Consider the following 21,047-nt stretch of genomic DNA (forward strand, 5'->3'; position numbering starts at 1 on the left):
CATCGGTGTCAGGAGCGGGTGGCGTGGCCGAGAGGCGCTGTCCTGGTCACCCGCGTCGCCCGCCGCGCGCGGTGTCGGCCGCATCCGGACCGACCCGGGCGCGCTTCGCCGCCCCGGCGTCGCCGGGCGGACGGGACTGTCGAAACACCGTCTAAGGGGCCGCCGGACGCCCGGACAACTCACCTTCCGCCTCTGCGGACCCGCGGGCGCCTGCCGGTTCCGGCCCGCCCGCCCCGGTCGCGACCGGCCCCGACGGCGGTCTCGGGGCGGTCGACTGGGCGATGAGGGCCCCGATCAGCACCACGCCTCCTCCCACGAGCTGGGGTGCCGAGAGGTGTTCGCCCAGGAGCACCCAGGCGAGCACGGTCGCGATGACCGCCTCCAGGCACGCGACGACGCCCGCCACCGCCGGTGAGAGCAGCCGCACCGACACCACCCCGGTGACGTAGGCGAGCACGGTCGCGAGGAGGACGATCCAGCCGAGCAGCAGCCACGCGGGCACCTCGTGCCCGTTCATGCCGGCGCTCCCGGCGAGAACCGACCGGTCCATGCCCCACGGCCTGGCCACCACGGTGAGGACGGCCGCACCCACCAGCAGTCCGTACGCGATCACCCCGAACGGATGCGGAGGATCGGCCTCCGCCGGGCCGGCTCCGCCCGGTCCCCCCGTCCCCCCGGAGGAGGTGACCCGCGGCGTCCGGAGCTCACCGTCGGCAGGCGGCGCGTCGCCCTCGTGCCGGACGTCCGCGGACGGCTCGGGCGTGGCGGTGCTCCCCGTGTCCCCGCTGCCCTGGTCGGACAGGACGAAGTAGCCCACCTGGCAGCACGCCGCCCCGAAGGCCAGCAGCAGCCCCACGGCGTCGAACGACAGACCGGCCCACACCTCGACGACGCAGGCGAGCCCGCAGACCGCCAGGACGACGCCGAGCGCGGCGGCCCGGGTCACGGGCCTGCGCTGGACGAACCGCACCCAGCCGAGAACCAGGGCGGGCGCCAGATACTCGACGAGGAGAGCGACCCCGACGGGGATGCGCGAGAGGGCGGCGAAGTAACAGGCCTGCACACCCGCCACGGCGAAGAGCCCGAAGCCGGCCAGCAGCGCGGGCCGTTCCCTGACCAGGCGCCGGTGCCGCCAGGCGACCGGCAGCATGACGAGGGCAGCCCCGGTCACCCGCAGCCAGACCACGTGCAGCGGGTCGAGCCCGGCCTCGATCAGCGGCTTGGCCGCCACCCCTGAACCACCGAATGCGAAGGCCGAGACGAGGGCGAGGCCCAGGCCCGTACTTCTGCCGTGAGACGCGTGCATCGGCACATCATGACAGCCGCCGTCAGCAGCGCCACCCCTGTCACGCCTGTCATGAATCTCGGGGAAGCGCCCGTGATCACGTCCGCGAACCGGCCCCGGCCTGCCGGCCGGTCGCCCGCTCCGCGAGCCGTGCCGCGTCGACGCCCGCCTGCTCCAGCACCTCGACGGCTCGGCACCGCGGGTCGGCGACCAGCGCGGAAAGGAGATCGAGCCCTCCGGCGTGCGCGTCGCCCCGCAGGGCGGCGCTCCGGGCGGCGCGGCCGACCGCGGCCGCTGCCGAGGGCGACCATCCTGCGGTCCCCGCCCCGCGCACCGCGCGGAAGGTTCCCGAGTCCTCCTGCTTTCCCTGCCAGCGAAGGCCGTATCCGATGCTGCGCTGCACGAGATAGCCCAGCACCCTGGCAAGCTGCGGGCCGCCGTCGAAGGTCTCCCGCACGGCGGGGTCGGCCTCGATCAGGGAGTGCAGGAGGTGGGCCGTATCGATGTGGCGGTCCCCGCCACGCACGGCGCGCCGCCGCGCGCCGGTGGCCACCGCGGTCATCTCGGCGGTGAGCCCGAAGCCGGTTCCGGGGGGTGTCGGCGAGGTCTGTTCGGATATCCCTGCTGTCCGGTTGTGCACACGTCTCACCCCATCACTCCCGAGACGCGCAGACATCCCCGGTACGGCCCATCCACACATCCCACCGAAGGCGTGCACCGCCGGAGTCCCTCATCCCTGCGGAGGAGAGGGGCGTGGAGGCACCGCGGCCTCCGCCCGCACCGGCGCGGGTGGTCGACCCGCCCGTGCTGTTCGGCCGGCGCTCCCGGCACAGGTCATCCCGACGGCCCGGCCCGGCCGTGCGGAGCAGGCCACTCGCGCTGACCGCGTCCGGTCCCGGCAAGCGGGAGGCTCCGAAAGGGCCACCGACCCGCGATCGGCCGTGGACCGTGCGGCATCCGCCGCCTACGGTCGCCGCATGAAGATCCGCATCGTCGACGCGTTCACCGACCGGCCCTTCGCCGGCAACCCCGCCGGAGTGGTGCTCCTGGACTCGGGGCCCTTCCCCGAGGCGGCGCTGCTCCAGCGGATCGCTTCGGAGGTCAACCTCTCCGAGACAGCCTTCGCCCACCCGCTGCCGCCCGGCGGCGGCGCGGACTGGGCCCTGCGCTGGTTCACCCCGGCCACCGAGGTGGACCTCTGCGGGCACGCCACACTCGCCGTCGCACACGTCCTGCACACCACGGGAACCGCGAGCGGCCCGGTGCGCTTCTCGACGCGTGCCGGAATCCTGGGCACGACCGCGCACCCGGACGGCACCCTGACCCTGGACTTCCCGACGGCGCCCCTGACACCCACCACGGCACCGCCCGGCCTGGCGGAGGCGCTCGGCGCGGACCCGCTCTCCGTCCATGACACGGGTGAACACCTCGGAGACCTGCTGGTGGAACTGGCGGACGAGGCGACCGTCCGGGCGCTCCGGCCGGACTTCGCCCGCCTCACCGCCTGCTCCCCGCGCGGCGTCATCGCGACGGCGGCCGCCGGGAAACCCGGGTCCGGCTACGACTTCGTGTCGCGCGGCTTCTTCCCCGGCGTGGGGATCGACGAGGACCCTGTGACCGGCAGCGCTCACACCGCCCTGGCCCCCTTCTGGTCGGCCCGGCGGGGCCGGACGGACCTCACGGGCCTGCAGGCCTCAGCCCGTTCGGGGCTGGTCCGCACCGCGCTGCGCGGTGACCGGACCCTGCTGACCGGCAGCGCCGTCACCGTCATCGAGGGGGAACTGCTGCCCGCCGTCTGAGACGGCCGGAACCCCTCGCCGCCTCATGGCGTGGGCAGCCAGCCCACCTCGCCCGCGAGCAGCGCGTATCCGACGAAGGCTCCGATGTCGAGCAGGGCGTGCGCGACGATCAGAGGCCCGACGCGCCCCCAGCGCCGGTACAGCAGCACGAAGACGACCCCCATGACCACGTTCCCGATGAAGCCGCCGATCCCCTGGTACAGGTGGTAGGAGCCGCGGAGCACGGAGCTCGCCACCAGGGCCGCCATGGGCGTCCATCCCAGCTGGCCCAGCCGGCGCAACAGGTAGCCGACGACGATGACTTCCTCGAGGACGGAGTTCTGGATCGCGGAGAGGATCAGTACCGGGAACTTCCACCACACCTCGGGGAGGGACTCCGGCACCACCGTCAGGTTGAAGCCCCCTGCCCGCGCGGCCAGGTAGAACGCCAGCCCCGCGCTCCCGATCACGGCCGCGAGCAGGGTCCCCCGGCCGAGGTCGGGCCACGGCTTGGTCCGGTCGGCCCCGAGGGCCCGCAGACCAGCCCCTTCCCGGACGAGCAGGTGGGCCACGAGCGCCACCGGCACGAGCGCCGTGGCGATGCCGAACAGCTGCCAGGCGAGGTCCAGCCACGGCCGGCCGGGGGCGTACGAACCGTTCAGCGTCGCCGCCTGGTCCTTGAGACCGCCCGGTTTGGTCAGCGAGCCGATGAAACTGATGAGGGCGGACACCCCGCTGGCCCCCAGCGAGAGGGCCAGCACGAGGAGTGTCTCCGAGCGGAGGATCCGCGGGGACACCTCCTCATGAGGAATGGATTCAGCCACGCGTCCCGCCTCCACCTGTACTCCTGCCTCCAGCCGTGCGTCTTAGCTTGCCCGACGGCACCGGGGCACGGGCACACCGGCTCGGCTACGGGTGCGGTGCGGGGAGGGGTGACAGGGGAGGGAGTGGCTGCGGCCCGAGCGGGCCGCAGCCACTCCCTCAGGGCGCGGGGAAGCCGACCGGCCAGGTGTGCACCGGCTCGCCCTCCTGCATCAGTTCGCCGTAACGCCGGGTGGTGGCGGCCAGCGCCCCCTTCCGGTCCAGGCCTGCCTCCTGGGCGCGGTGGTAGGTGTCGACCTGCCAGGAGGCACCGTTCACCCGGAGCCGGCAGCGCTCCTCGATGACACCGAGGTACAGGTCCCGGTCGGCGGGCTCGATGTTCCAGGCGTCGAGCCCGGCCGCGGCGAGCGGCAGCAGCTCGTCCCGTACGAGCTTCGTGGCGGGCACCTTCGCCACGCCTCCCGACCGGCCCGGCCGCGGCCAGAGCAGCTCGGCCTCGATTCCGTGGCGGCAGGCGGCGTCGAAGTTCTCGGCGGCCGCCTCGAAGGGGAGCCTGGTCCAGACGGGCCGGGACTCGTCGGCCAGCGCGCGCACCAGGCCGTAGTAGAACGCCGCGTTCGCGATCACGTCCACGACCGTGGGCCCGGCGGGCAGCACCCGGTTCTCGACCCTGAGGTGGGGAACGCCGTCGGCCAGCCCGTACACCGGCCGGTTCCACCGGTAGACCGTGCCGTTGTGCAGGACGAGTTCGGCCAGTGCGGGCACTCCGCCCTCGTCGAGCACCTCCAGCGGTTCCTCGTCGTCGCAGATCGGCAGGAGGGGCGGGAAGTAGCGCAGGTTCTCCTCGAAGAGCTCGTACGCGGACCCGACCCAGCGCTCCCCGAACCACGTCCTGGGCCGTACGCCCTGGTTCCTCAGTTCCGGCGGGCGTACGTCGGTGGCCTGCTGGAACAGTGGGGGCCGCGACTCGCGCCACAGCTCCTTGCCGAACAGGAAGGGGGAGTTGGCGCCCAGCGCGATCTGCACCGGCGCGATGGCCTGCGCCGCGTTCCACACGTCCGCGAAGCGGGCAGGCGTCACCTGAAGGTGCAGTTGCACCGAGGTGCAGGCCGATTCCGGCGCGATGGAGGCAGAAGTACGGACCAGGCGCTCGACGCCTTCGATATCGAGGCGGAAATCCTCACCCCGTGCCGCTGCCATTTGGTCGTTGAGCAACGTGTACCGCTCCACGTCCGACAGGTTCGCCGAGACGACGTCATCACCGCCGAGCGTCGGCAGGATACCGATCATCACGATGCCCGCGTCCACTTCCGCGGCCTTGCGGTGCGCGTAGGCGAGCCCCGTCCTGAGCTCCTCGGCGAGCTGATCGAATACCCGCCCGCTGAGCCGGTGCGGAAGAATATTGACTTCCAGGTTGAACATCCCCAGTTCGGTCTGGAAATCCCGGCTGGCGATGCGCTGGAGCACCTCCGCATTCCGCATCCTCGGCATGCCGTCCGCGCCCGCGAGATTCAGCTCGATCTCCAGGCCCATGAGGTTACGTGGCCGGTCGAACCTCCCCTCCGCCAGGAGCCTCTCCAGTCCCGTCAGGCACCGGGTGAGCTTTTCGCGGTATGTCTGCCGATCGGACAGGTCAAAGGTACCTGCCACGACCTTCTCGCCCATCGAAGGGTCCCTCCTCGAGTGGGCGGCCCGCGGCACAGGCCGCTCGTATCACGATCGATAATGCCCCGGGGAGGAGATCCGTAACTCCCCCCACGGGCCCCGTCTACCCAGTATTCTGTCGTTGAACGCCGGAGGCACATTCCTACGGCATGCAGACGGCGCAGTACCGTCGGCGAGGTCCGGCTGAATGATCGACGGGTTTCAGCCTACCGTTACGCCGGGGAAATACCTGGCGGAGGGCGTGCGGGGCGGTCCGAACCAACAGAAACTCCACAATATGCGGACCGGAATCCGCCTTGCGCGCAATACGCGGAACAGGTAGCCGAAACATCGTGTGAACATGTGTCGTATAAACTCTGCGCACGGGGCAGAGAGTTGACGCACCGGCCCGCCCGCCCGTCACCGGCCTTCCTCTTGCCCCGCATGCCGACAGCGCTGTCTGCACCCGCCCACGCATCACCGTGTCTCCGAAGTGAGAGGCGACCCACTATGCCGCTGCATGTCTCCCCGGCCCCCGCGCCCGCACTGCGCAGCGTTCTCGCGGCACTCGGTTCTCCCACCGCAGTCCGCAAGGGCCACACCCCAGCTCTCCGGTCCGTCCAGGGACCGCTGAGCCCCGAACTACCGCTGCCCGTCCACGTACTGGACCGGATCGTGCCCGACGAGGCCGCGCCGCGCACCCGCCTCGCGGGCTGGCGCTTCCTCGTCCGCAGCGGCGACCGCGCCGTCGCCGCCGCCGACACCATGGTCACCCCGGACGGCTGGTCCTTCTCGCACTTCTTCGAGGGCCCGTACCTCGTCTCCACCGAACGCGCCGTACGGCAGGCTGAGTCGGCGGCCGGACACTACCAGCCGCGGCTGCTCTCGGTACCGGAGCTGTACATGCTCACACTCTGGCTGCACAACGACACGGAGGCCGACGCCGGCGCCGGCCCGCTCGATCCGGCGGATCTGCTGGTTCCCCTGGCGCCGGCGCCTCCCGGCATCACCCCGTACCTCCCGCACCGGGTCGCCGACCTGCTTCCGGTCATGACACTGCGTGTCACCCCGGCCCCCGCACCGGAGCTCCCCGGCCTGCCGGGACTCCTCGGGTCGCCCGCCTGACCACCCGGCCCCACGCGCCCCCGCCGCACTCCCGGCGGGGGCGCCTCTGCGTACCCGTCCGGACTAGTCCGGACGGGCCACCCCGAACCACCCGAAGAGGCAGTGCAGTTGGATCGAACCGCCCGGCCGGGTGATGCGTCGTGCAAGGAGAACGTGAGCTCTCGCGAAATCCCTGCGGACCGACGCCCGTGGGGCAACACTGGGAGCGGACCGACTTGACACGGGGGCGGCCATGAACACATCGTCACGCCGCAGGACACTCGACTCACCGCAGCGAAAGAACCCATCCATGTGCCAGCACCAGCCACCCTGCCCGACCGCGGACTCCAACGACCGGGAAGCCGCGCGCCTGACGGCGCACCACCCGGAACAGGGCTGGAGCCTGCTGTGCAACGGCGTCCTGCTCTTCGAGGACACCGGTGAGCTGCTCCCGGACGGGCAGATCATCGCCCCGCACCGTCCCCTGCGTACGGGTCACGTGATGAAAGCCGCCTGACCCGGCGGGACGGAGCAGCAGGGGCCGGCCCGGAGTGGTCTCCGCACCGGCCCCGAAGCGTGGCGCGCCTCGCTCCGCTTCCTACTGGTCGTACGCGTCCAGCGGCGGGCAGGAGCAGACCAGGTTGCGGTCACCGAACGCGCCGTCGATCCGGCGCACCGGCGGCCAGTACTTGTCCGAGGGCGCGACGCCCGCCGGGAAGACGGCCTCCTCGCGACTGTAGGCGTGGGTCCACTCCCCGCCGAGCGCGGCCGCGGTGTGCGGTGCGTTGCGCAGCGGGTTGTCGTCCGCGCTCCAGGCACCCGACGCGACCTTCTCGATCTCGCCGCGAATGGCGATCATCGTGTCGCAGAACCGGTCCAGCTCCGCGAGGTCCTCGCTCTCGGTCGGCTCGATCATGAGCGTCCCGGCCACCGGGAACGACATCGTCGGCGAGTGGAAGCCGTAGTCGATCAGCCGCTTGGCGATGTCGTCGATGCTGACGCCGGTCGCCTTGGAGATCGGCCGCAGGTCGACGATGCACTCATGGGCGACCAGTCCCGCCGGGCCGTTGTACAGGATCGGGAAGTGCGGCTCCAGGCGCTTGGCGATGTAGTTGGCCGCCAGCACCGCCACCTGGGTGGCGCGCTTGAGTCCCTCGCCTCCCATGAGGCGGACGTACGCCCAGGAGATGGGCAGGATGCCCGCCGAACCCCACGGGGCTGCCGAGATCGGGCCGACGCCCGTCTCGGGGCCCGCGGCGGACTGCAGCGGGTGGTTCGGGAGGTACGGCGCGAGGTGGGCTCGCACACCGACCGGGCCGACGCCCGGGCCGCCGCCACCGTGCGGGATGCAGAAGGTCTTGTGCAGGTTGAGGTGGGAGACGTCGCCGCCGAACTTGCCGGGCTTGGCGAGACCGACCAGCGCGTTGAGGTTGGCACCGTCCACGTACACCTGGCCGCCCGCGTCGTGCACCTCGCCGCAGATGTCGGCGACGTGCTCCTCGAAGACACCGTGCGTGGAGGGATAGGTGATCATGAGCACGGCGAGCTCGTCACGGTGCTTCTCGATCTTCGCGCGCAGGTCCTCTATGTCCACCTCGCCGTCGTCGGCGGTCTTCACCACCACCACCTTCATGCCGGCCATGACGGCGCTGGCGGCGTTGGTGCCGTGCGCGGAGGACGGGATGAGGCAGACGGTGCGCTGGTCGTCACCGTTGGCCCGGTGGTAGGCGCGCACCGCCAGCAGACCGGCGAACTCACCCTGCGAGCCGGCGTTGGGCTGGAGGGAGACGGCGTCGTAACCGGTGACCTCGGCGAGCCGCTCCTCGAGTTCGCGGATGAGGGTCAGGAAGCCCTGGGCCTGCTCGGCCGGCGCGAAGGGGTGCAGCGCGCCGAACTCGGGCCAGGTGATCGACTCCATCTCGGCGGTCGCGTTGAGCTTCATGGTGCAGGAGCCGAGCGGGATCATGCCCCGGTCCAGCGCGTAGTCGCGGTCGGCGAGCCGGCGCAGGTAGCGCAGCATCGCCGTCTCGGAGCGGTGCTGGTGGAAGACCGGGTGGGTGAGGACGTCGTCGGTGCGCAGCAGGTTCCCGGGCAGCGCGTCCGCGGTCTCGGCATCCAGTGCCTCGACGTCGCCGTCGGTGCCGAAGGCCGCCCAGACGGCGGCGATGCGGGTCCGGGTGGTCGTCTCGTCGCAGGCGACGGAGACCCGGTCGGCGTCCACGAGCCGCAGGTTGACCCCGCGTTCCCGGGCGCCCGCGACCACGGCGGCCGCACCGCCCGGTACACGGACGGTGAGGGTGTCGAAGTAGGAGTCGTGCACGACCTCGACCCCGGCGGCGCGCAGGCCCTGGGCGAGGATCGCGGCGAACCGGTGGGTGCGCCGGGCGATCGTCCGCAGCCCCTCGGGCCCGTGGTAGACGGCGTACATGCCGGCCATGACGGCGAGCAGTACCTGCGCGGTGCAGATGTTGCTGGTGGCCTTCTCACGGCGGATGTGCTGCTCCCGGGTCTGCAGGGCGAGGCGGTAGGCCTTGTCGCCGTCCGCGTCGACCGAGACGCCGACGAGGCGGCCGGGCAGGCTGCGGGCGAACTTCTCCCGTACGGCCATGTAGCCGGCGTGCGGCCCGCCGAAGCCCATCGGGACGCCGAAGCGCTGGGTGGTACCGACGGCGATGTCCGCGCCCAGCTCACCGGGCGAGGTGAGCAGGGTCAGCGCCAGCAGATCGGCGGCGACGGTCACGATCGCACCGAGCTCGTGGGCCCGGTCGATCACCGGACCGAGGTCACGCACGGCTCCGGAGGCGCCGGGGTACTGCAGCAGCACGCCGAAGACACCGCGCTCCGCGACGTCGGCGGGAATGCCCTCGCTCAGGTCGGCGACGACCACCTCCACGCCGGTCGGTTCGGCGCGGGTCCGGATCACCGCGACGGTCTGCGGCAGGGTGTCCGCGTCGACCAGGAAGACACCGTCCCTGACCTTGCCCACGCGCCGGGCCAGGGCCATGGCCTCGGCGGCCGCCGTTCCCTCGTCGAGGAGGGAGGCGCCGGAGGTGGGCAGGCCGGTCAGGTCGGCCACCATCGTCTGGAAGTTCAGCAGGGCTTCGAGCCGCCCCTGCGAGATCTCCGGCTGGTACGGGGTGTACGCCGTGTACCAGGCGGGGTTCTCCATGACGTTCCGCAGGATCACCGGCGGGGTGAACGTGCCGTAGTAACCCAGCCCGATCATCGGGGCGAGCACCTGGTTGCGGTCGGCCAGACGGCGCAGCTCGTCGAGGACCTCTGCCTCGGTGCGGGCGGCCGGGAGGTTCAGCGCCTCGGCACTCCTGATCACGTCGAGGACCGCGGCGGCGGTGAGCTCGTCGAGGGAGCCGTATCCGACCTGGGCGAGCATTTTGGCCTGTGCCCCGGCGTCAGGGCCGATGTGGCGCTGCTCGAAAGGAATGCCCTGCTCCAGCTGGGAGAGCGGAGTGCGGCGGGTGGTCATGATGGAGGCCTCCTGGTCTGTCACGACCTGCGAGGGGCACCACGGCGTGGCGGCCCGAACGGCCTCCCCCTCTGTCATCTCGACCTGAGAGCTTCACCGGCGGCACGGGGCGCACCGGCTTTCACCGTCGGTGAGGGCGGGCCCCTCCCGGCCTGAAGCCGTGCGGGTACCGTCCTGCTTTCCAGAGTGACCTCGTCCGTGCGGTACGGGTGCCTGAGAGATTCCGGGGAGGAGTTGCTCCTTCGGCGCCTCCGAGGGTTCCGGAGGACTCTCCCGCACGGGGTCGGCAGCCGCTTCCAGCCTACCAGCGGGCCGGCACCGGCCGTCTCGAGTGGCCGGAGTTCCGGATGTGGCCTTTCGTAGGGGTGTGGTGCAGTCGCGACCACCCTGACGCAGTGGCGAGCAGTGGGAGGCACCGTGCAGACCGACATCGATCCGCGCAGCCTGATCGGCCGCAAGGCCTTCGACCGTAAGGGCACCAAGATCGGGACGGTGGACGAGGTCTATCTCGACGACGCCACCGGTGTGCCCGAATGGGCGGCCGTCCGTACGGGGCTCTTCACCCGGGACGCGTTCGTCCCCCTGGAGCCGAGCGAGTTCGTCGACGGCTCGCTGCACATCCCCTTCGACCGGTCCCTGATCAAGGACGCGCCCGACTTCGGTGTCGGCCGCCACCTCTCGCCGGAGCAGGAACTGCAGCTCTACCGTCACTACGGCCTCGACGCCGCCCCGTCCGGCGGCGTGGGCCCCGACAGGGACTTCGGGAGGCTGGCCGGCCACGAGGAGTAGTCCACCGGGTCCCGGACCAGGGGCAGCGGATCGGCCGCGTGCAGCTCCGGGTCGTCGACGCGGAACGTACGCACCCGGCCGGGAGGCGCCCCGGGCTCCTCGAAGCGCACCGTGACGCGGCCCACGCCACTGCCCTGCACCCAGCCGTGTCCGTACGTCCCGTGCCGTACGTCGTGGCCCGCGGGCCACTGCCGGGCGGACGCCTGCACGGCGTCGTACCGCGCCTGCTCCTCGGCCGCGGTGCCGGGCTCGCCCGGCGGCTCCTCCGTATCCGCCTCCTCCGGCGCACCCCCCGGCACGTGGCCCCCGGAGGCCGCCTGCCGGGCGTCCGCGGCCTGCGCGAACAGATCCTCCTGGGTGAAGTCGGCGAGGCCGGTGACCCCGACGCCGAGGAGCCGTACGCCGCCCGTGGTGTCGACGGACTCCAGAAGCCGCGCGGCGGCCTCCCTGACCACCGTGGGGTCGTCGGTGGGACCGCGCAGGGTCTCGGACCGGGTCAGCGTGGAGAAGTCGTAGCGCCGCACCTTGAGGACGACGGTCCGTCCGGACCTCCCCGCGCCGCGCAGCCGCCGGACACACCGGTCCGCCAGACGCTCCACCTCCGTGCGCACCCGCACCCGGTCGTGCAGGTCCACGTCGAACGTGTCCTCGACCGACACGGACTTCGCGTCCCGTTCCGCGACGACGGGCCGGTCGTCGTGGCCCAGGGCCATGCGGTGCAGGGCGACACCGTGCGCCTTGCCCAGCAGCCTCACCAGCTCCGCCTCCCCCGCCTCCGCCAGGTCCCGCACCACCGTCATGCCGGCGCGGCGCAGATGGTCACCGGTGGCCGGCCCCACCCCCGGAAGGATCCGTACAGGCATCGGTGCCAGGAGTTCGCGTTCGGTGCCGGGCTCGATCAGCATGAGGCCGTCCGGCTTGGCCTCCTCGGAAGCGATCTTCGCCAGCATCTTGGAGCCCGCCAGGCCCACGGAACCGCTGAGCCCGGTGACGCCCCTGATGACCGTCCGCAACTGCTCACCGATCAGGCGGGCGGACGCCGAGTCGTCGGCGACTCCCCCGGCCTCGAGATCGACGAACGCCTCGTCCAGGCTGAGTGGCTCCACGAGCGGGGAGAGCCGCCCCAGGAGCTCCATCACCTGGTCGCTCACGGCGCGGTAGAGCGCGAAGCGTGGCACCAGATAGGCGGCGTTCGGAGCCAGCCGCCGGGCCTGCGCCATCGGCATCGCCGAATGCACCCCGAAGCGACGAGCCTCGTACGAAGCGGTGGCGACCACCCCCCGCATCCCCAGCCCGCCCACCACGACCGGCTTGCCGCGCAGGCTGGGCTTGGCCGCCTGCTCCGCGGAGGCGTAGAAAGCATCCATGTCCAGATGCAGGATGGTGGGCGCGGCTCTCACACCACCGATGCTGCCCTACGCCACTGACAACCGGCTCGTCCGGCCCGCATGCGGCCCCGGGCGTCCTCAGCCCGCGCGGTTGCGGCGGCGGGCCAGTTCGTCGGTGGGGTTGTTGCCGACGAGGGTCTCGCCCGTGTCGACCCGCTCTCCGTGCAGTTGCGACAGAGCCGCGTCCACGTCCCGCCAGACCACCCCCACGGCGATGCCGAAGACGCCCTGGCCACCCTGCAGCAGATTCACGACCTCGTCCGGCGAGGAGCACTCGTAGACCGTGGCGCCGTCGCTCATGAGCGTCATGCGCTCGAGATCGGTGAACCCGCGGGCTCGCAGGTGCTGGACCGTGGAGCGGATGTTCTGGAGCGCGACCCCCGTGTCCAGGAATCTCTTGACGATCTTGAGGAGGACCACGTCCCGGAAACTGTAGAGGCGCTGCGTCCCCGACCCGTAGGCCGGACGGACACTCGGCTCCACCAGTCCCGTACGCGCCCAGTAGTCGAGCTGCCGGTAGGTGATCCCGGCCGCCGCGCATGCCGTGGGCCCCCGATAGCCGATGTCGTCTCCCACTGCCACACCGTCCGCCGCCATCATCGCCGGCCGTACGGCCGGCTGTCTGATGGTCTGGTCGGCCGCACTGCCGTGCTGCCGGTACGGCCCACCCGCAGCCGTACCGTCGCCGCTGCTTCTCACGCCGACCTCCGTCCTTGACCTGCCCTCTCGAAGGTAGGCAGTCACCAGGGGTGCGTCAACGATCGCCACACTCGGCACGCCGAGTGATAATCACCCTGAGGGTGGTTTCCCGTGACCGGAACACGGGAACGGCTTCTCGGATGCGCTGACGGAGCCCCTACCGGACGGTCATTGGCTGTTGGTCCCGAAGTCCTCCGGAGAGATCTGGTCGAGGAACTCGCGGAACTTCTCCACCTCGTCCTCCTGCTCGTCCGGGATGGCGATCCCCGCGTCGTCGAGCACCCCGTCACTGCCGTAGATCGGCGTGCCGGTGCGCAGGGCGAGCGCTATGGCGTCGGACGGCCGCGCGCTCACCTCGACACCGCTGGCGAAGACCAGCTCCGCGTAGAAGACCCCTTCCCGCAGGTCCGTGATCCGGACCTCGGTGAGCTCCTGGCCGAGGGCCTCGAGCACATCCTTGAAGAGATCATGGGTCAGCGGCCTGGCCGGAGCCATGCCCTGCTGGGCGAAGGCGATCGCGGTCGCTTCCCCAGGGCCGATCCAGATAGGGAGGTACCGGTCGCCTCCCACTTCACGCAGGAGCACGATCGGTTGGTTGGAGGGCATTTCCACCCGGACACCCACAACGTCGAGCTCGTTCACACAGCAACCCTAGGACGTGCCCGGCATGTTTGGATAGTCGGGCTCCTGCGCAGTCAGTGGAAACGCACGTTCAGGGCACTCTGCACGAGTGTCGCGTGGAGCCGGACCGACAGCTCCGCCAGCTCTCTGGCCGTGGTCTCCGCATGCGCCCTGGTCTGCGGGTTCCGGTGCCGGCGCAGGGGGGCCACCACCTGTTCGACCAGTCCCGCCTCACGCTCCGCGGCCGCTCTCACGGCCCTCAGATGCCGCGGTTCCAGACCGAATCGCCCCAGATCCGCCACCAGTCGCGCCACGGTGACGGCCTCGGCCTCGTAGCTCCCCTCCGGCGTGGGCACGATCAGGCCGTACGACTCCCAGTCGTCGAGCTGCTCCTCGGTGGCCTCGGTGGCGGCCAGGAGCTCCTGGCGCCCGATACGGGTCGCCGTCACCTGCCCCGCGTCCTGCTGCGGGCCGCCGTCCGGAAGCTCGCCCTGTTCCGCGCCAGGAGGCAGGGTGACCCTCTCACCACGGGCGAGGGCGTCCAGATGCTCACGGATGACCTTGAGCGGCAGGTAGTGGTCCCGCTGCATGCGCAGCACCTGGGCCAGCCGCTCGACGTCGGACCGGCGGAACTTCCGGTATCCGGAAGGGGTGCGCTGCGGCTCGACGAGTCCTTCCGCCTCCAGGAAGCGGATCTTGGAGATCGTGACGTCGGGGAACTCGTCACGTAGCCGCAGGAGCACCGTACCGATGCTCATGGGGCGCTCGTCCGGGGAGGCGGTGCCGTGACCGGCACCGCCTGTCGTTGTTCGCAGCATGGACCTTCCTGGTGGTCCCCCGGACAGGGTCCGGGGGACGGGTCACACGCCCCGCTGGCTCGGGTAGAAGACCAGACGGTACTTCCCGATCTGGACTTCGTCACCGTTGGTCAGCGCGACGGAATCGATGCGCTCGCGATTGACGTAGGTGCCGTTGAGACTGCCGACGTCACCCACGGTGAAACTACCGTCCGGATTCCGGTGGAACTCCACATGACGCCGCGACACGGTCACGTCGTCGAGGAAGATGTCACTCTGCGGGTGACGTCCGGCCGTCGTCAGATCGCCGTCGAGAAGGAAACGGCTGCCGGAGTTGGGGCCGCGGCGCACCACCAGGAGCGCGGAACCGGCGGGGAGGGCGTCGACGGCGGCCTGGGCCTCCGGCGACAGGGAAGGGAGGGCTGTCTGCCCCGTGACCTCCGCCTCGTACGCCTCGATGCCGGAGATCGAGATGGTGGAGGTCGTCTCCGAGGCACGCTCGGGCACTCCGCCCCTCAGCGGCGCGCCGCAGTTGGAGCAGAAACGGCTGGCCTCGGCGTTTCGGTGCCCGCACCTGGAACACACCGGCATGGACGAACCCTCCGGGGCGGGGGGAAACCCTCCACCCGTACTCGAGGTCGACGATTCCCCGAAACCTATGCGTCCGGCACCGGCGGGGTCAACGGACGACACACCGGCGCCGCCCCCCGGCCGGTCCGGCCGCTCGTCGCGGAAGAGGGGGCGCTCCGCGCCCTGCTCCTCGGCACCCTGGCCCTGACGCGGAGCACGGTGCCGGGCGGCGCTGTTGCCGTCCTCGCGTGCACTCTTTCCGAACCACTTCGCAAACAACTTCACGGGCGTTTCCCCTTGACCGAAATAGACCCGCCCGTGGGGCAGGACGAACCTCGAACGAACACACCTGCCGACCCGGACATCTTCACAACGTCCGTATCCACCCGACAGTTTCCACCACACGCCACCGATCCGATGCGCCGACCCCCCGCAACCTCGTCCCCGTGTCCTCCGAGCCCCGCACGCCGCGGCCTCACGGGGAGGACGACCGAGCGTAGTCAGGCTGCTTCGCCGGTCGCAAGGCGTCGACGACGATGTCCTCGGAGCGCGCCACTTCCGCCGTGGCCTGCTCCTTCTCGAGCGTCTGCACCACTCCGCCTGGGATGTTGAGCGCCGGCTCGAGGTCCTGCGGCCTGCCGATGACCTTGAACTCGTAGGGAGCCCTGATCGTACGGCCGTCGACCTTCAGATCTCCCGCGTCGCCGGAGAAGTAGGTGTTGGCGACCACCCGCACACCGTTGACCTCGATGGCCTCGGCGCCGGCGGCGCGCAGCTCCTGGATGGCGTCCAGGAGCATGTCGGGCTCGACCGCGCCGCCGGGGTCGCTGATGGTCAGGGTGATCCCGGGGCCGTGAGCCGCGACGGTGCCTGCGAGGACGCCCAGCTGCCGTTCCTTCTCGAGGGTCTGCTTGCGGGCCTCCTCCGCCTGGTCGGAGCTGTTCTCCAGTTCCGTGCGCTGGTCGTCGAGGCGCTGCTTCTCGTCCTCGAGGCGCTGGGTCCTGTTGTCGAGCTCGTCCAGGATGCGGACCAGGTCCTCCTGCCGGGCGCCGCGCAGGGCGCTGTTGTCACTGTTCGACCTGACCTGGATGGCCAGGCCCAGGCCGAGGACGAACAGGAGGAGGGCCACGATCAGTTGGGCCCGGCTCACCCTCGGTGGCCAGAGTCCGGCCAGCAGCCGCTGACGTCCGGAGCTCTCCTCGGGCGCCGTGCCGGGGGCCGGTACGGGAGCGGGTACCTCGGGCGGCAGTGCGCGGGGGTCCCTGCGGTGCTGGTGCTTGTCGTCGGTCATCGGCCTCATGCCCGGAAGACGTGCCGGCGGATCGCCGCGGCGTTGGAGAAGATGCGGATGCCGAGCACGACGACCACACCGGTGGAGAGCTGGGCCCCGACGCCCAGTTTGTCGCCGAGGAACACGATCAGGGCGGCCACCACGACGTTCGACAGGAACGACACGACGAAGACCTTGTCCACGAAGATCCCGTCGAGCATGGCCCGCAGTCCTCCGAAGACCGCGTCGAGCGCCGCCACCACGGCGATGGGCAGGTAGGGCTCGACCACCGCCGGCACTTCGGGCCGGACCAACAGTCCGACCACGACTCCCACGACGAGGCCCAGTACGGCGATCACGATGTGCCCTTCCCTGTGTCTGCCGCCCCACGGCCCGTCTTCGCGGTCTGGGGCACTGCTGTGCGTACGATCAGGCTCGGCGCGGCCGGCAGGCGCACCTTCTCCTGCTCGGAGATGCCGGTACGGATGTCGAAGCTCTCGTGCAGCGCCTGGAGGTACTGGCCGTCCGCGCTGTCCCGGAACGCCGCGGCGAGCTTCGGCCCGTCGCCCACCGCGAGCACCGTGTAGGGCGGTACGAGCGGCCTGTTGTCGACCAGTATGGCGTCGCCCGCGGCACGGATGGCCGACAGGGCGGTCAGCCGCTGACCGTTGATGGCCACGGCCTCGGCCCCGGACTGCCACAGACCGTTGACGACCCGCTGCAGGTCGCGGTCGCGTACCCGGCCGGTGTCGGAGAAACCTGTCGACTCCCGGGGGCCGCCGCCGCCCTGGTCGGTGTCCTTCGCGTCGTCGACGACCAACCTGACTCCCGGGCCCTGGACCGGAGTTGCCCCGGAAAGCAGCGCGACAAGGCCGCCCTGGTCACCGCCGTGGCGTTCCAGCGCCTTGCGCTGCCGCTCACCGACGTCCTTGCGTAGTTCCTCGACGTCGGCCCCGAGGGCGTCCGCGGTCGCGGTCTCGGCGTTGACCCGGTCGATGAGCTCCTCGCGCTCCTTGGCCACGACCGGCGCCGCCACCCGCGCCTCGGCGGCACCCAGGGTCACCACGAGTGCGGCCAGCACGAGGCAGGCCGCCAGACCCAGCTTCGCGGTGAGGGTGCGGGGCAGCCCGGCGGTCCCGTCGGCCCGGCGGCGTGCCGAGGCCTCGGCGTACCCCTCGTCCAGGCTGTGCTCCATCACCGTGGTCAGCAGCGACATGGACGCGTCGGGGCGTGGAGGCGGCTGAGCGCTACTCCGATCGGGGGGCGGCTGCGACATGCCGCACATCGTCGCACGTCATGCCGACTGCCGCCGAACGGCCCCACCGTGACCCGGAAGCCGGGGGGCGTGGCTTCCGGGTCACGGGGGCTCGGCTCAGTCCCCGGTGCTCTCCACGATCGCCGCCCACTCGTCCAGGAGGGCCTGAGCGGAGGCGTCGTCGGGGCCTTCGGCCCACAGGTGGGTCACGGCCTCGGCCGGGTCGGGCAGCACCATCACCCAGCGCCCGTCCGCCTCGACCACCCGGACGCCGTCGGTGGTGTCCACGCTGCGCTCCCCGGCGGCTTCCACGACCCGTCGCATGACGAGTCCCTTGACCGCCCAGGGGGTGGCGAGATCGCGGCGCAGTACGTGGGCGCGCGGGATGCGGGCGTCGATCTGGCTCAGGGTGAGCTGCGTCCGGGCGACCAGCCCGATCAGCCTCACGAAGGCCGCCGCTCCGTCGAAGACACTGCTGAACTCGGGGACGATGAATCCGCCGCGGCCGTCGCCGCCGAAGATGGTGGTGTCCTCCCGTCCGACCCGTGTCAGGTCGTCGGGCGATGTGGTCGTCCACTCCACCTGCGTGCCGTGGTAGGCCGCCACCTGCTCGGCCACGCGTGTCGTCGTCACCGGCAGGGCGACCCGGCCGCTCCGCCTCTCCGCCGCCACGAGGTCGAGCATGACCAGCAGCGCCCGGTCGTCCTCGATGATCCGCCCACGCTCGTCGACGAGCGAGAGCCGTTCACCGACCGGGTCGAACCGCACGCCGAAGGCGGCGCGGGCCGACGACACGATCTCGCCGAGGCGCACCAGTCCGGCCCGGCGGGTCTCGGCGGACTCGGTGGGCCGCGACTCGTCGAGTCCGGGGTTGATGGTCAGGGCGTCGACGCCGAGCCGTCCGAGGAGGCTGGGCAGCACGAGGCCGGCGCTGCCGTTGGACGCGTCGACGACGACCTTGAGGCCGGCGTCCGCGATGCCGGTGGTGTCGACGTTGCGCAACAGGGAGCCCGTGTACGAGTCGAAGACGCTCGACGGGAAGTGCAGGTCACCGATCTCGCCGGGGAAGGCCCTGCGGTACTCCTGGCGGGCGTAGACGCGGTCCAGTTTGCGCTGGCTCGCCTGGGAGAGGTCGGCTCCCCGCTCGTCGAAGAACATGATGTCGACCGAGTCCGGAACGCCCGGAGAGGTCCGGATCATGATGCCGCCCGCGCTGCCGCGAGCGGTCTGCTGCCGGGCCACCGGCAGCGGGACGTTCTCCAGGTCGCGGACGTCGATGGCACTGGCCTGCAGGGCCGAGATGACCGCTCTCTTCAGGGCGCGGGCGCCGCGGGAGTGGTCACGGGCGGTGGTGACCGTCGCGCCCTTCTTCAGGGTCGTCGCGTAGGCGCCGGCGAGCCGGACCGCGAGTTCGGGGGTGATCTCCACGTTCAGGATCCCGGAGACGCCCCGGGCTCCGAAGAGGTGCGCCTGTCCGCGCGACTCCCAGATCACCGAGGTGTTGACGAAGGCACCGGCTTCGATGGTCTTGAAGGGATAGACCCGGACGTTGCCCTGAATGATCGATTCTTCACCGACCAGGCATTCGTCGCCGATGACGGCGCCGTCCTCGATGCGGGCGGCCCTCATGATGTCGGTGTTCTTGCCGATCACACAGCCACGCAGGTTGCTGTGCTGACCGATGTACACGTTGTCGTGCACGACCGCGCGGTGCAGGAACGCGCCGGACTTCACGACGACGTTCGACCCCACGACGGTGTGCTCGCGAATCTCGGCACCGGCTTCGATCTTCGCGTAGTCCCCGATGTACAGCGGCCCGCGGAGTACGGCGTCGGGGTGGACCTCCGCGCCCTCTGCCACCCAGACTCCGGGCGAGATCTCGAAGCCGTCCACCTCGACGTCGACCTTGCGTTCGAGGACGTCGGCCTGGGCCTTGACATAGCTCTCGTGGGTGCCCACGTCTTCCCAGTAGCCCTCGGCGATGTAGCCGTAGATCGGCTTGCCGTCCTTCATGAGCTGCGGGAACACGTCCCCCGACCAGTCCACGGAGGTATCGGCCTGGACGTAGTCGAATACCTCGGGCTCCATGACGTAGATACCCGTGTTGACCGTGTCGGAGAAGACCTGGCCCCATGTCGGCTTCTCCAGGAAGCGCTCCACCTTGCCTTCTTCGTCGACAATCGTGATCCCGAATTCCAGGGGGTTCGGGACCCGGGTCAGACAGACCGTGACGAGGGCGCCCTTCTCCTTGTGGAAGGCGATGAGATCCGTGAGGTCGAAGTCGGTGAGGGCGTCACCGGAGATCACCAGGAAGGTGTCGTCCTTCAAAGCCTCTTCGGCGTTCTTGACGCTTCCCGCTGTACCGAGCGGCTTCTCCTCGTTGGCATAGCTGAGATCCATTCCGAGTTCTTCGCCGTCGCCGAAGTAATTCTTGACGAGGGACGCGAGGAACTGAACGGTCACGACGGTCTCATTGAGCCCATGCCGTTTGAGCAGCCGCAGCACATGCTCCATGATGGGGCGGTTGGCCACGGGGAGAAGTGGCTTGGGCATGCTCGAGGTCATGGGGCGAAGGCGGGTGCCTTCACCGCCTGCCATCACAACGGCCTTCATGTCGGAAACGTCCTCCTTGAGAGACGACGGTCTAGCCGACTTCACCCGTCGGGGCGACTGAACAGCATCCGCTGCGGACCGGCGACTCTGCACGGCACCGCATCAACGGGCTAATCGGCTACTACATCCGCCTTGACGAGTCGGCGGACTTGGACCACGTAGAGGATCCCTGCCCACCAATAGAGGGTTGTACCCCACCCAGCGAACGCCCATCCGAAAATGGCGCCCAACGAAGCAAGCCAACCACTTCCGTCGCTGAGCAGCAACAAGGGGAAGGCGTACATCAGGTTGAACGTTGCAGCTTTCCCGAGGAAGTTGACCTGCGGGGGCGGGTATCCGTGCCGGCGCAGGATTCCGACCATGACGAGGAGCATCAGTTCACGGGCGAGCAGGGCCGCGGTGAGCCAGAGGGGGAGGATCTCCCGCCAGGTGAGTCCGACGAGCGTGGAGAGGATGTAGAGGCGGTCGGCAGCGGGGTCCAGGAGCCGGCCGAGGCTGCTGATCTGGTTCCACCGGCGGGCCAGCTTGCCGTCGAGGTAGTCGCTGACACCGCTCAGCATCAGGACCAGCAGGGCCCAGCCGTCACTGTTGGGCCCACCGAACACGGGGCGGAGGATCAGCCACAGGAAGAGCGGCACACCGACGAGGCGAGCCATGCTGAGGATGTTGGGGATGGTGAGTACTCGGTCCGTCTGAACTCGAGTCTCCTGGACCTCCACCCGGGGGCCTCCTGTGAAGAATGTGCCGATGATGCCCCCCGACCTTACCCGCAGCCACCGGGGCCAGGTGCACGGGGGTAGGGCGGAGGCGGGGGCCGGCTGTCAGGGGCTTTCGGGTACCGATCGGGCCGTGAACGCAGGAAAGCCCCGTGCCAACGGCACGGGGCTTTCCCGGAAAAATTGTTCGGCGGCGTCCTACTCTCCCACAG

At 70.7% G+C, this 21,047-nt stretch carries 19 protein-coding genes and 1 riboswitch; of the genes, 4 read left to right on the forward strand and 15 right to left on the reverse strand.

Annotation, left to right across the window (positions count from 1 at the left end; genetic code table 11):
- Positions 1 to 151: 151 nt before the first annotated feature.
- Positions 152 to 1,306 carry an EamA family transporter gene (locus tag BA175_RS27625; RefSeq protein WP_069174234.1) on the reverse strand — a complete coding sequence of 385 codons (1,155 nt, stop codon included), beginning with the start codon at positions 1,304 to 1,306 and terminating at the stop codon, positions 152 to 154.
- Positions 1,307 to 1,382: 76 nt separating this feature from the next.
- Entirely contained in the window at positions 1,383 to 1,925 is a 543-nt protein-coding gene (locus BA175_RS27630; protein ID WP_069174235.1) for a Clp protease N-terminal domain-containing protein, read from the reverse strand.
- A gap of 337 nt (positions 1,926 to 2,262) precedes the next feature.
- Between BA175_RS27630 and BA175_RS27635 the strand changes: the two genes are divergently transcribed.
- Positions 2,263 to 3,084: a PhzF family phenazine biosynthesis protein gene (locus BA175_RS27635; RefSeq protein ID WP_069174308.1), complete on the forward strand. Its 822-nt coding sequence runs from the start codon at positions 2,263 to 2,265 to the stop codon at positions 3,082 to 3,084.
- 23 nt (positions 3,085 to 3,107) lie between these two features.
- On the opposite strand, the gene BA175_RS27640 is transcribed toward BA175_RS27635, so the two are convergent.
- On the reverse strand, positions 3,108 to 3,887 hold the full coding sequence (locus tag BA175_RS27640; protein WP_069174309.1) for a CPBP family intramembrane glutamic endopeptidase: 780 nt from the start codon (positions 3,885 to 3,887) through the stop codon (positions 3,108 to 3,110).
- 157 nt (positions 3,888 to 4,044) lie between these two features.
- Positions 4,045 to 5,550 (reverse strand): glutamate-cysteine ligase family protein, encoded by a 1,506-nt coding sequence (locus tag BA175_RS27645; protein ID WP_069174236.1) that lies wholly within the window; start codon positions 5,548 to 5,550, stop codon positions 4,045 to 4,047.
- A 489-nt stretch (positions 5,551 to 6,039) separates the two neighbouring features.
- Between BA175_RS27645 and BA175_RS27650 the strand changes: the two genes are divergently transcribed.
- Together BA175_RS27650 and BA175_RS27655 are read left to right on the forward strand one after the other, a co-directional pair.
- Positions 6,040 to 6,654 (forward strand): hypothetical protein, encoded by a 615-nt coding sequence (locus BA175_RS27650; RefSeq protein WP_069174237.1) that lies wholly within the window; start codon positions 6,040 to 6,042, stop codon positions 6,652 to 6,654.
- Positions 6,655 to 6,943: 289 nt separating this feature from the next.
- On the forward strand, positions 6,944 to 7,150 hold the full coding sequence (locus tag BA175_RS27655; protein ID WP_069174238.1) for a DUF5999 family protein: 207 nt from the start codon (positions 6,944 to 6,946) through the stop codon (positions 7,148 to 7,150).
- Between the two features lie 81 nt (positions 7,151 to 7,231).
- On the opposite strand, the gene gcvP is transcribed toward BA175_RS27655, so the two are convergent.
- Entirely contained in the window at positions 7,232 to 10,117 is a 2,886-nt protein-coding gene (gene gcvP / locus BA175_RS27660; RefSeq protein ID WP_069174239.1) for an aminomethyl-transferring glycine dehydrogenase, read from the reverse strand.
- Positions 10,118 to 10,308: 191 nt separating this feature from the next.
- Positions 10,309 to 10,403: riboswitch (glycine riboswitch) on the reverse strand.
- 131 nt (positions 10,404 to 10,534) lie between these two features.
- Here gcvP and BA175_RS27665 point away from each other — a divergent pair.
- Positions 10,535 to 10,906, forward strand: coding sequence for a PRC-barrel domain-containing protein (locus tag BA175_RS27665; RefSeq protein WP_069174310.1), 372 nt, complete (start codon positions 10,535 to 10,537; stop codon positions 10,904 to 10,906).
- Here BA175_RS27665 and BA175_RS27670 read toward each other — a convergent pair.
- From BA175_RS27670 to BA175_RS27715, 10 genes are all read right to left on the reverse strand, one after another.
- Positions 10,828 to 12,306: a DNA polymerase IV gene (locus BA175_RS27670; protein WP_079159833.1), complete on the reverse strand. Its 1,479-nt coding sequence runs from the start codon at positions 12,304 to 12,306 to the stop codon at positions 10,828 to 10,830. The genes BA175_RS27665 and BA175_RS27670 overlap by 79 nt on opposite strands.
- Before the next feature lie 66 nt (positions 12,307 to 12,372).
- Positions 12,373 to 12,993, reverse strand: coding sequence for a MerR family transcriptional regulator (locus BA175_RS27675; protein ID WP_069174240.1), 621 nt, complete (start codon positions 12,991 to 12,993; stop codon positions 12,373 to 12,375).
- A gap of 168 nt (positions 12,994 to 13,161) precedes the next feature.
- A complete protein-coding gene (locus BA175_RS27680; RefSeq protein ID WP_003970463.1) occupies positions 13,162 to 13,635 on the reverse strand; it encodes a bifunctional nuclease family protein in 474 nt (157 codons plus the stop codon).
- A 53-nt stretch (positions 13,636 to 13,688) separates the two neighbouring features.
- Positions 13,689 to 14,432 (reverse strand): transcriptional regulator FtsR, encoded by a 744-nt coding sequence (gene ftsR, locus BA175_RS27685; RefSeq protein ID WP_069174241.1) that lies wholly within the window; start codon positions 14,430 to 14,432, stop codon positions 13,689 to 13,691.
- Between the two features lie 42 nt (positions 14,433 to 14,474).
- Entirely contained in the window at positions 14,475 to 15,266 is a 792-nt protein-coding gene (locus tag BA175_RS27690) for an FHA domain-containing protein (protein WP_079159834.1), read from the reverse strand.
- Positions 15,267 to 15,456: 190 nt separating this feature from the next.
- Positions 15,457 to 16,272 carry a DUF881 domain-containing protein gene (locus tag BA175_RS27695; RefSeq protein WP_069174243.1) on the reverse strand — a complete coding sequence of 272 codons (816 nt, stop codon included), beginning with the start codon at positions 16,270 to 16,272 and terminating at the stop codon, positions 15,457 to 15,459.
- Positions 16,273 to 16,277: 5 nt separating this feature from the next.
- Entirely contained in the window at positions 16,278 to 16,610 is a 333-nt protein-coding gene (locus BA175_RS27700; RefSeq protein ID WP_003970459.1) for a small basic family protein, read from the reverse strand.
- A complete protein-coding gene (locus BA175_RS27705) occupies positions 16,607 to 17,527 on the reverse strand; it encodes a DUF881 domain-containing protein (RefSeq protein WP_069174312.1) in 921 nt (306 codons plus the stop codon). Before BA175_RS27705 ends, BA175_RS27700 begins: the two co-directional genes overlap by 4 nt.
- 96 nt (positions 17,528 to 17,623) lie before the next feature.
- Positions 17,624 to 20,119: a mannose-1-phosphate guanyltransferase gene (locus tag BA175_RS27710; protein WP_069174244.1), complete on the reverse strand. Its 2,496-nt coding sequence runs from the start codon at positions 20,117 to 20,119 to the stop codon at positions 17,624 to 17,626.
- Positions 20,120 to 20,229: 110 nt separating this feature from the next.
- Positions 20,230 to 20,838, reverse strand: a complete 609-nt coding sequence (locus BA175_RS27715) for a CDP-alcohol phosphatidyltransferase family protein (RefSeq protein ID WP_069174245.1) — start codon at positions 20,836 to 20,838, stop codon at positions 20,230 to 20,232.
- Positions 20,839 to 21,047: the final 209 nt, after the last annotated feature.

The organism is Streptomyces griseus, assembly GCF_001715295.1.
GTDB classification, from domain to species: domain Bacteria; phylum Actinomycetota; class Actinomycetes; order Streptomycetales; family Streptomycetaceae; genus Streptomyces; species Streptomyces griseus_G.

Coding starts and splice junctions, on each gene's coding strand:
- BA175_RS27650 (WP_069174237.1), top strand. CDS start 6,040: ATGCCGCTGCATGTCTCCCCGGCCCCCGCGCCCGCACTGCGCAGCGTT.
- BA175_RS27625 (WP_069174234.1), bottom strand. CDS start 1,306: ATGCACGCGTCTCACGGCAGAAGTACGGGCCTGGGCCTCGCCCTCGTC.
- BA175_RS27645 (WP_069174236.1), bottom strand. CDS start 5,550: ATGGGCGAGAAGGTCGTGGCAGGTACCTTTGACCTGTCCGATCGGCAG.
- BA175_RS27635 (WP_069174308.1), top strand. CDS start 2,263: ATGAAGATCCGCATCGTCGACGCGTTCACCGACCGGCCCTTCGCCGGC.
- BA175_RS27695 (WP_069174243.1), bottom strand. CDS start 16,272: ATGACCGACGACAAGCACCAGCACCGCAGGGACCCCCGCGCACTGCCG.
- ftsR (WP_069174241.1), bottom strand. CDS start 14,432: ATGCTGCGAACAACGACAGGCGGTGCCGGTCACGGCACCGCCTCCCCG.
- gcvP (WP_069174239.1), bottom strand. CDS start 10,117: ATGACCACCCGCCGCACTCCGCTCTCCCAGCTGGAGCAGGGCATTCCT.
- BA175_RS27710 (WP_069174244.1), bottom strand. CDS start 20,119: ATGAAGGCCGTTGTGATGGCAGGCGGTGAAGGCACCCGCCTTCGCCCC.
- BA175_RS27655 (WP_069174238.1), top strand. CDS start 6,944: ATGTGCCAGCACCAGCCACCCTGCCCGACCGCGGACTCCAACGACCGG.
- BA175_RS27705 (WP_069174312.1), bottom strand. CDS start 17,527: ATGTCGCAGCCGCCCCCCGATCGGAGTAGCGCTCAGCCGCCTCCACGC.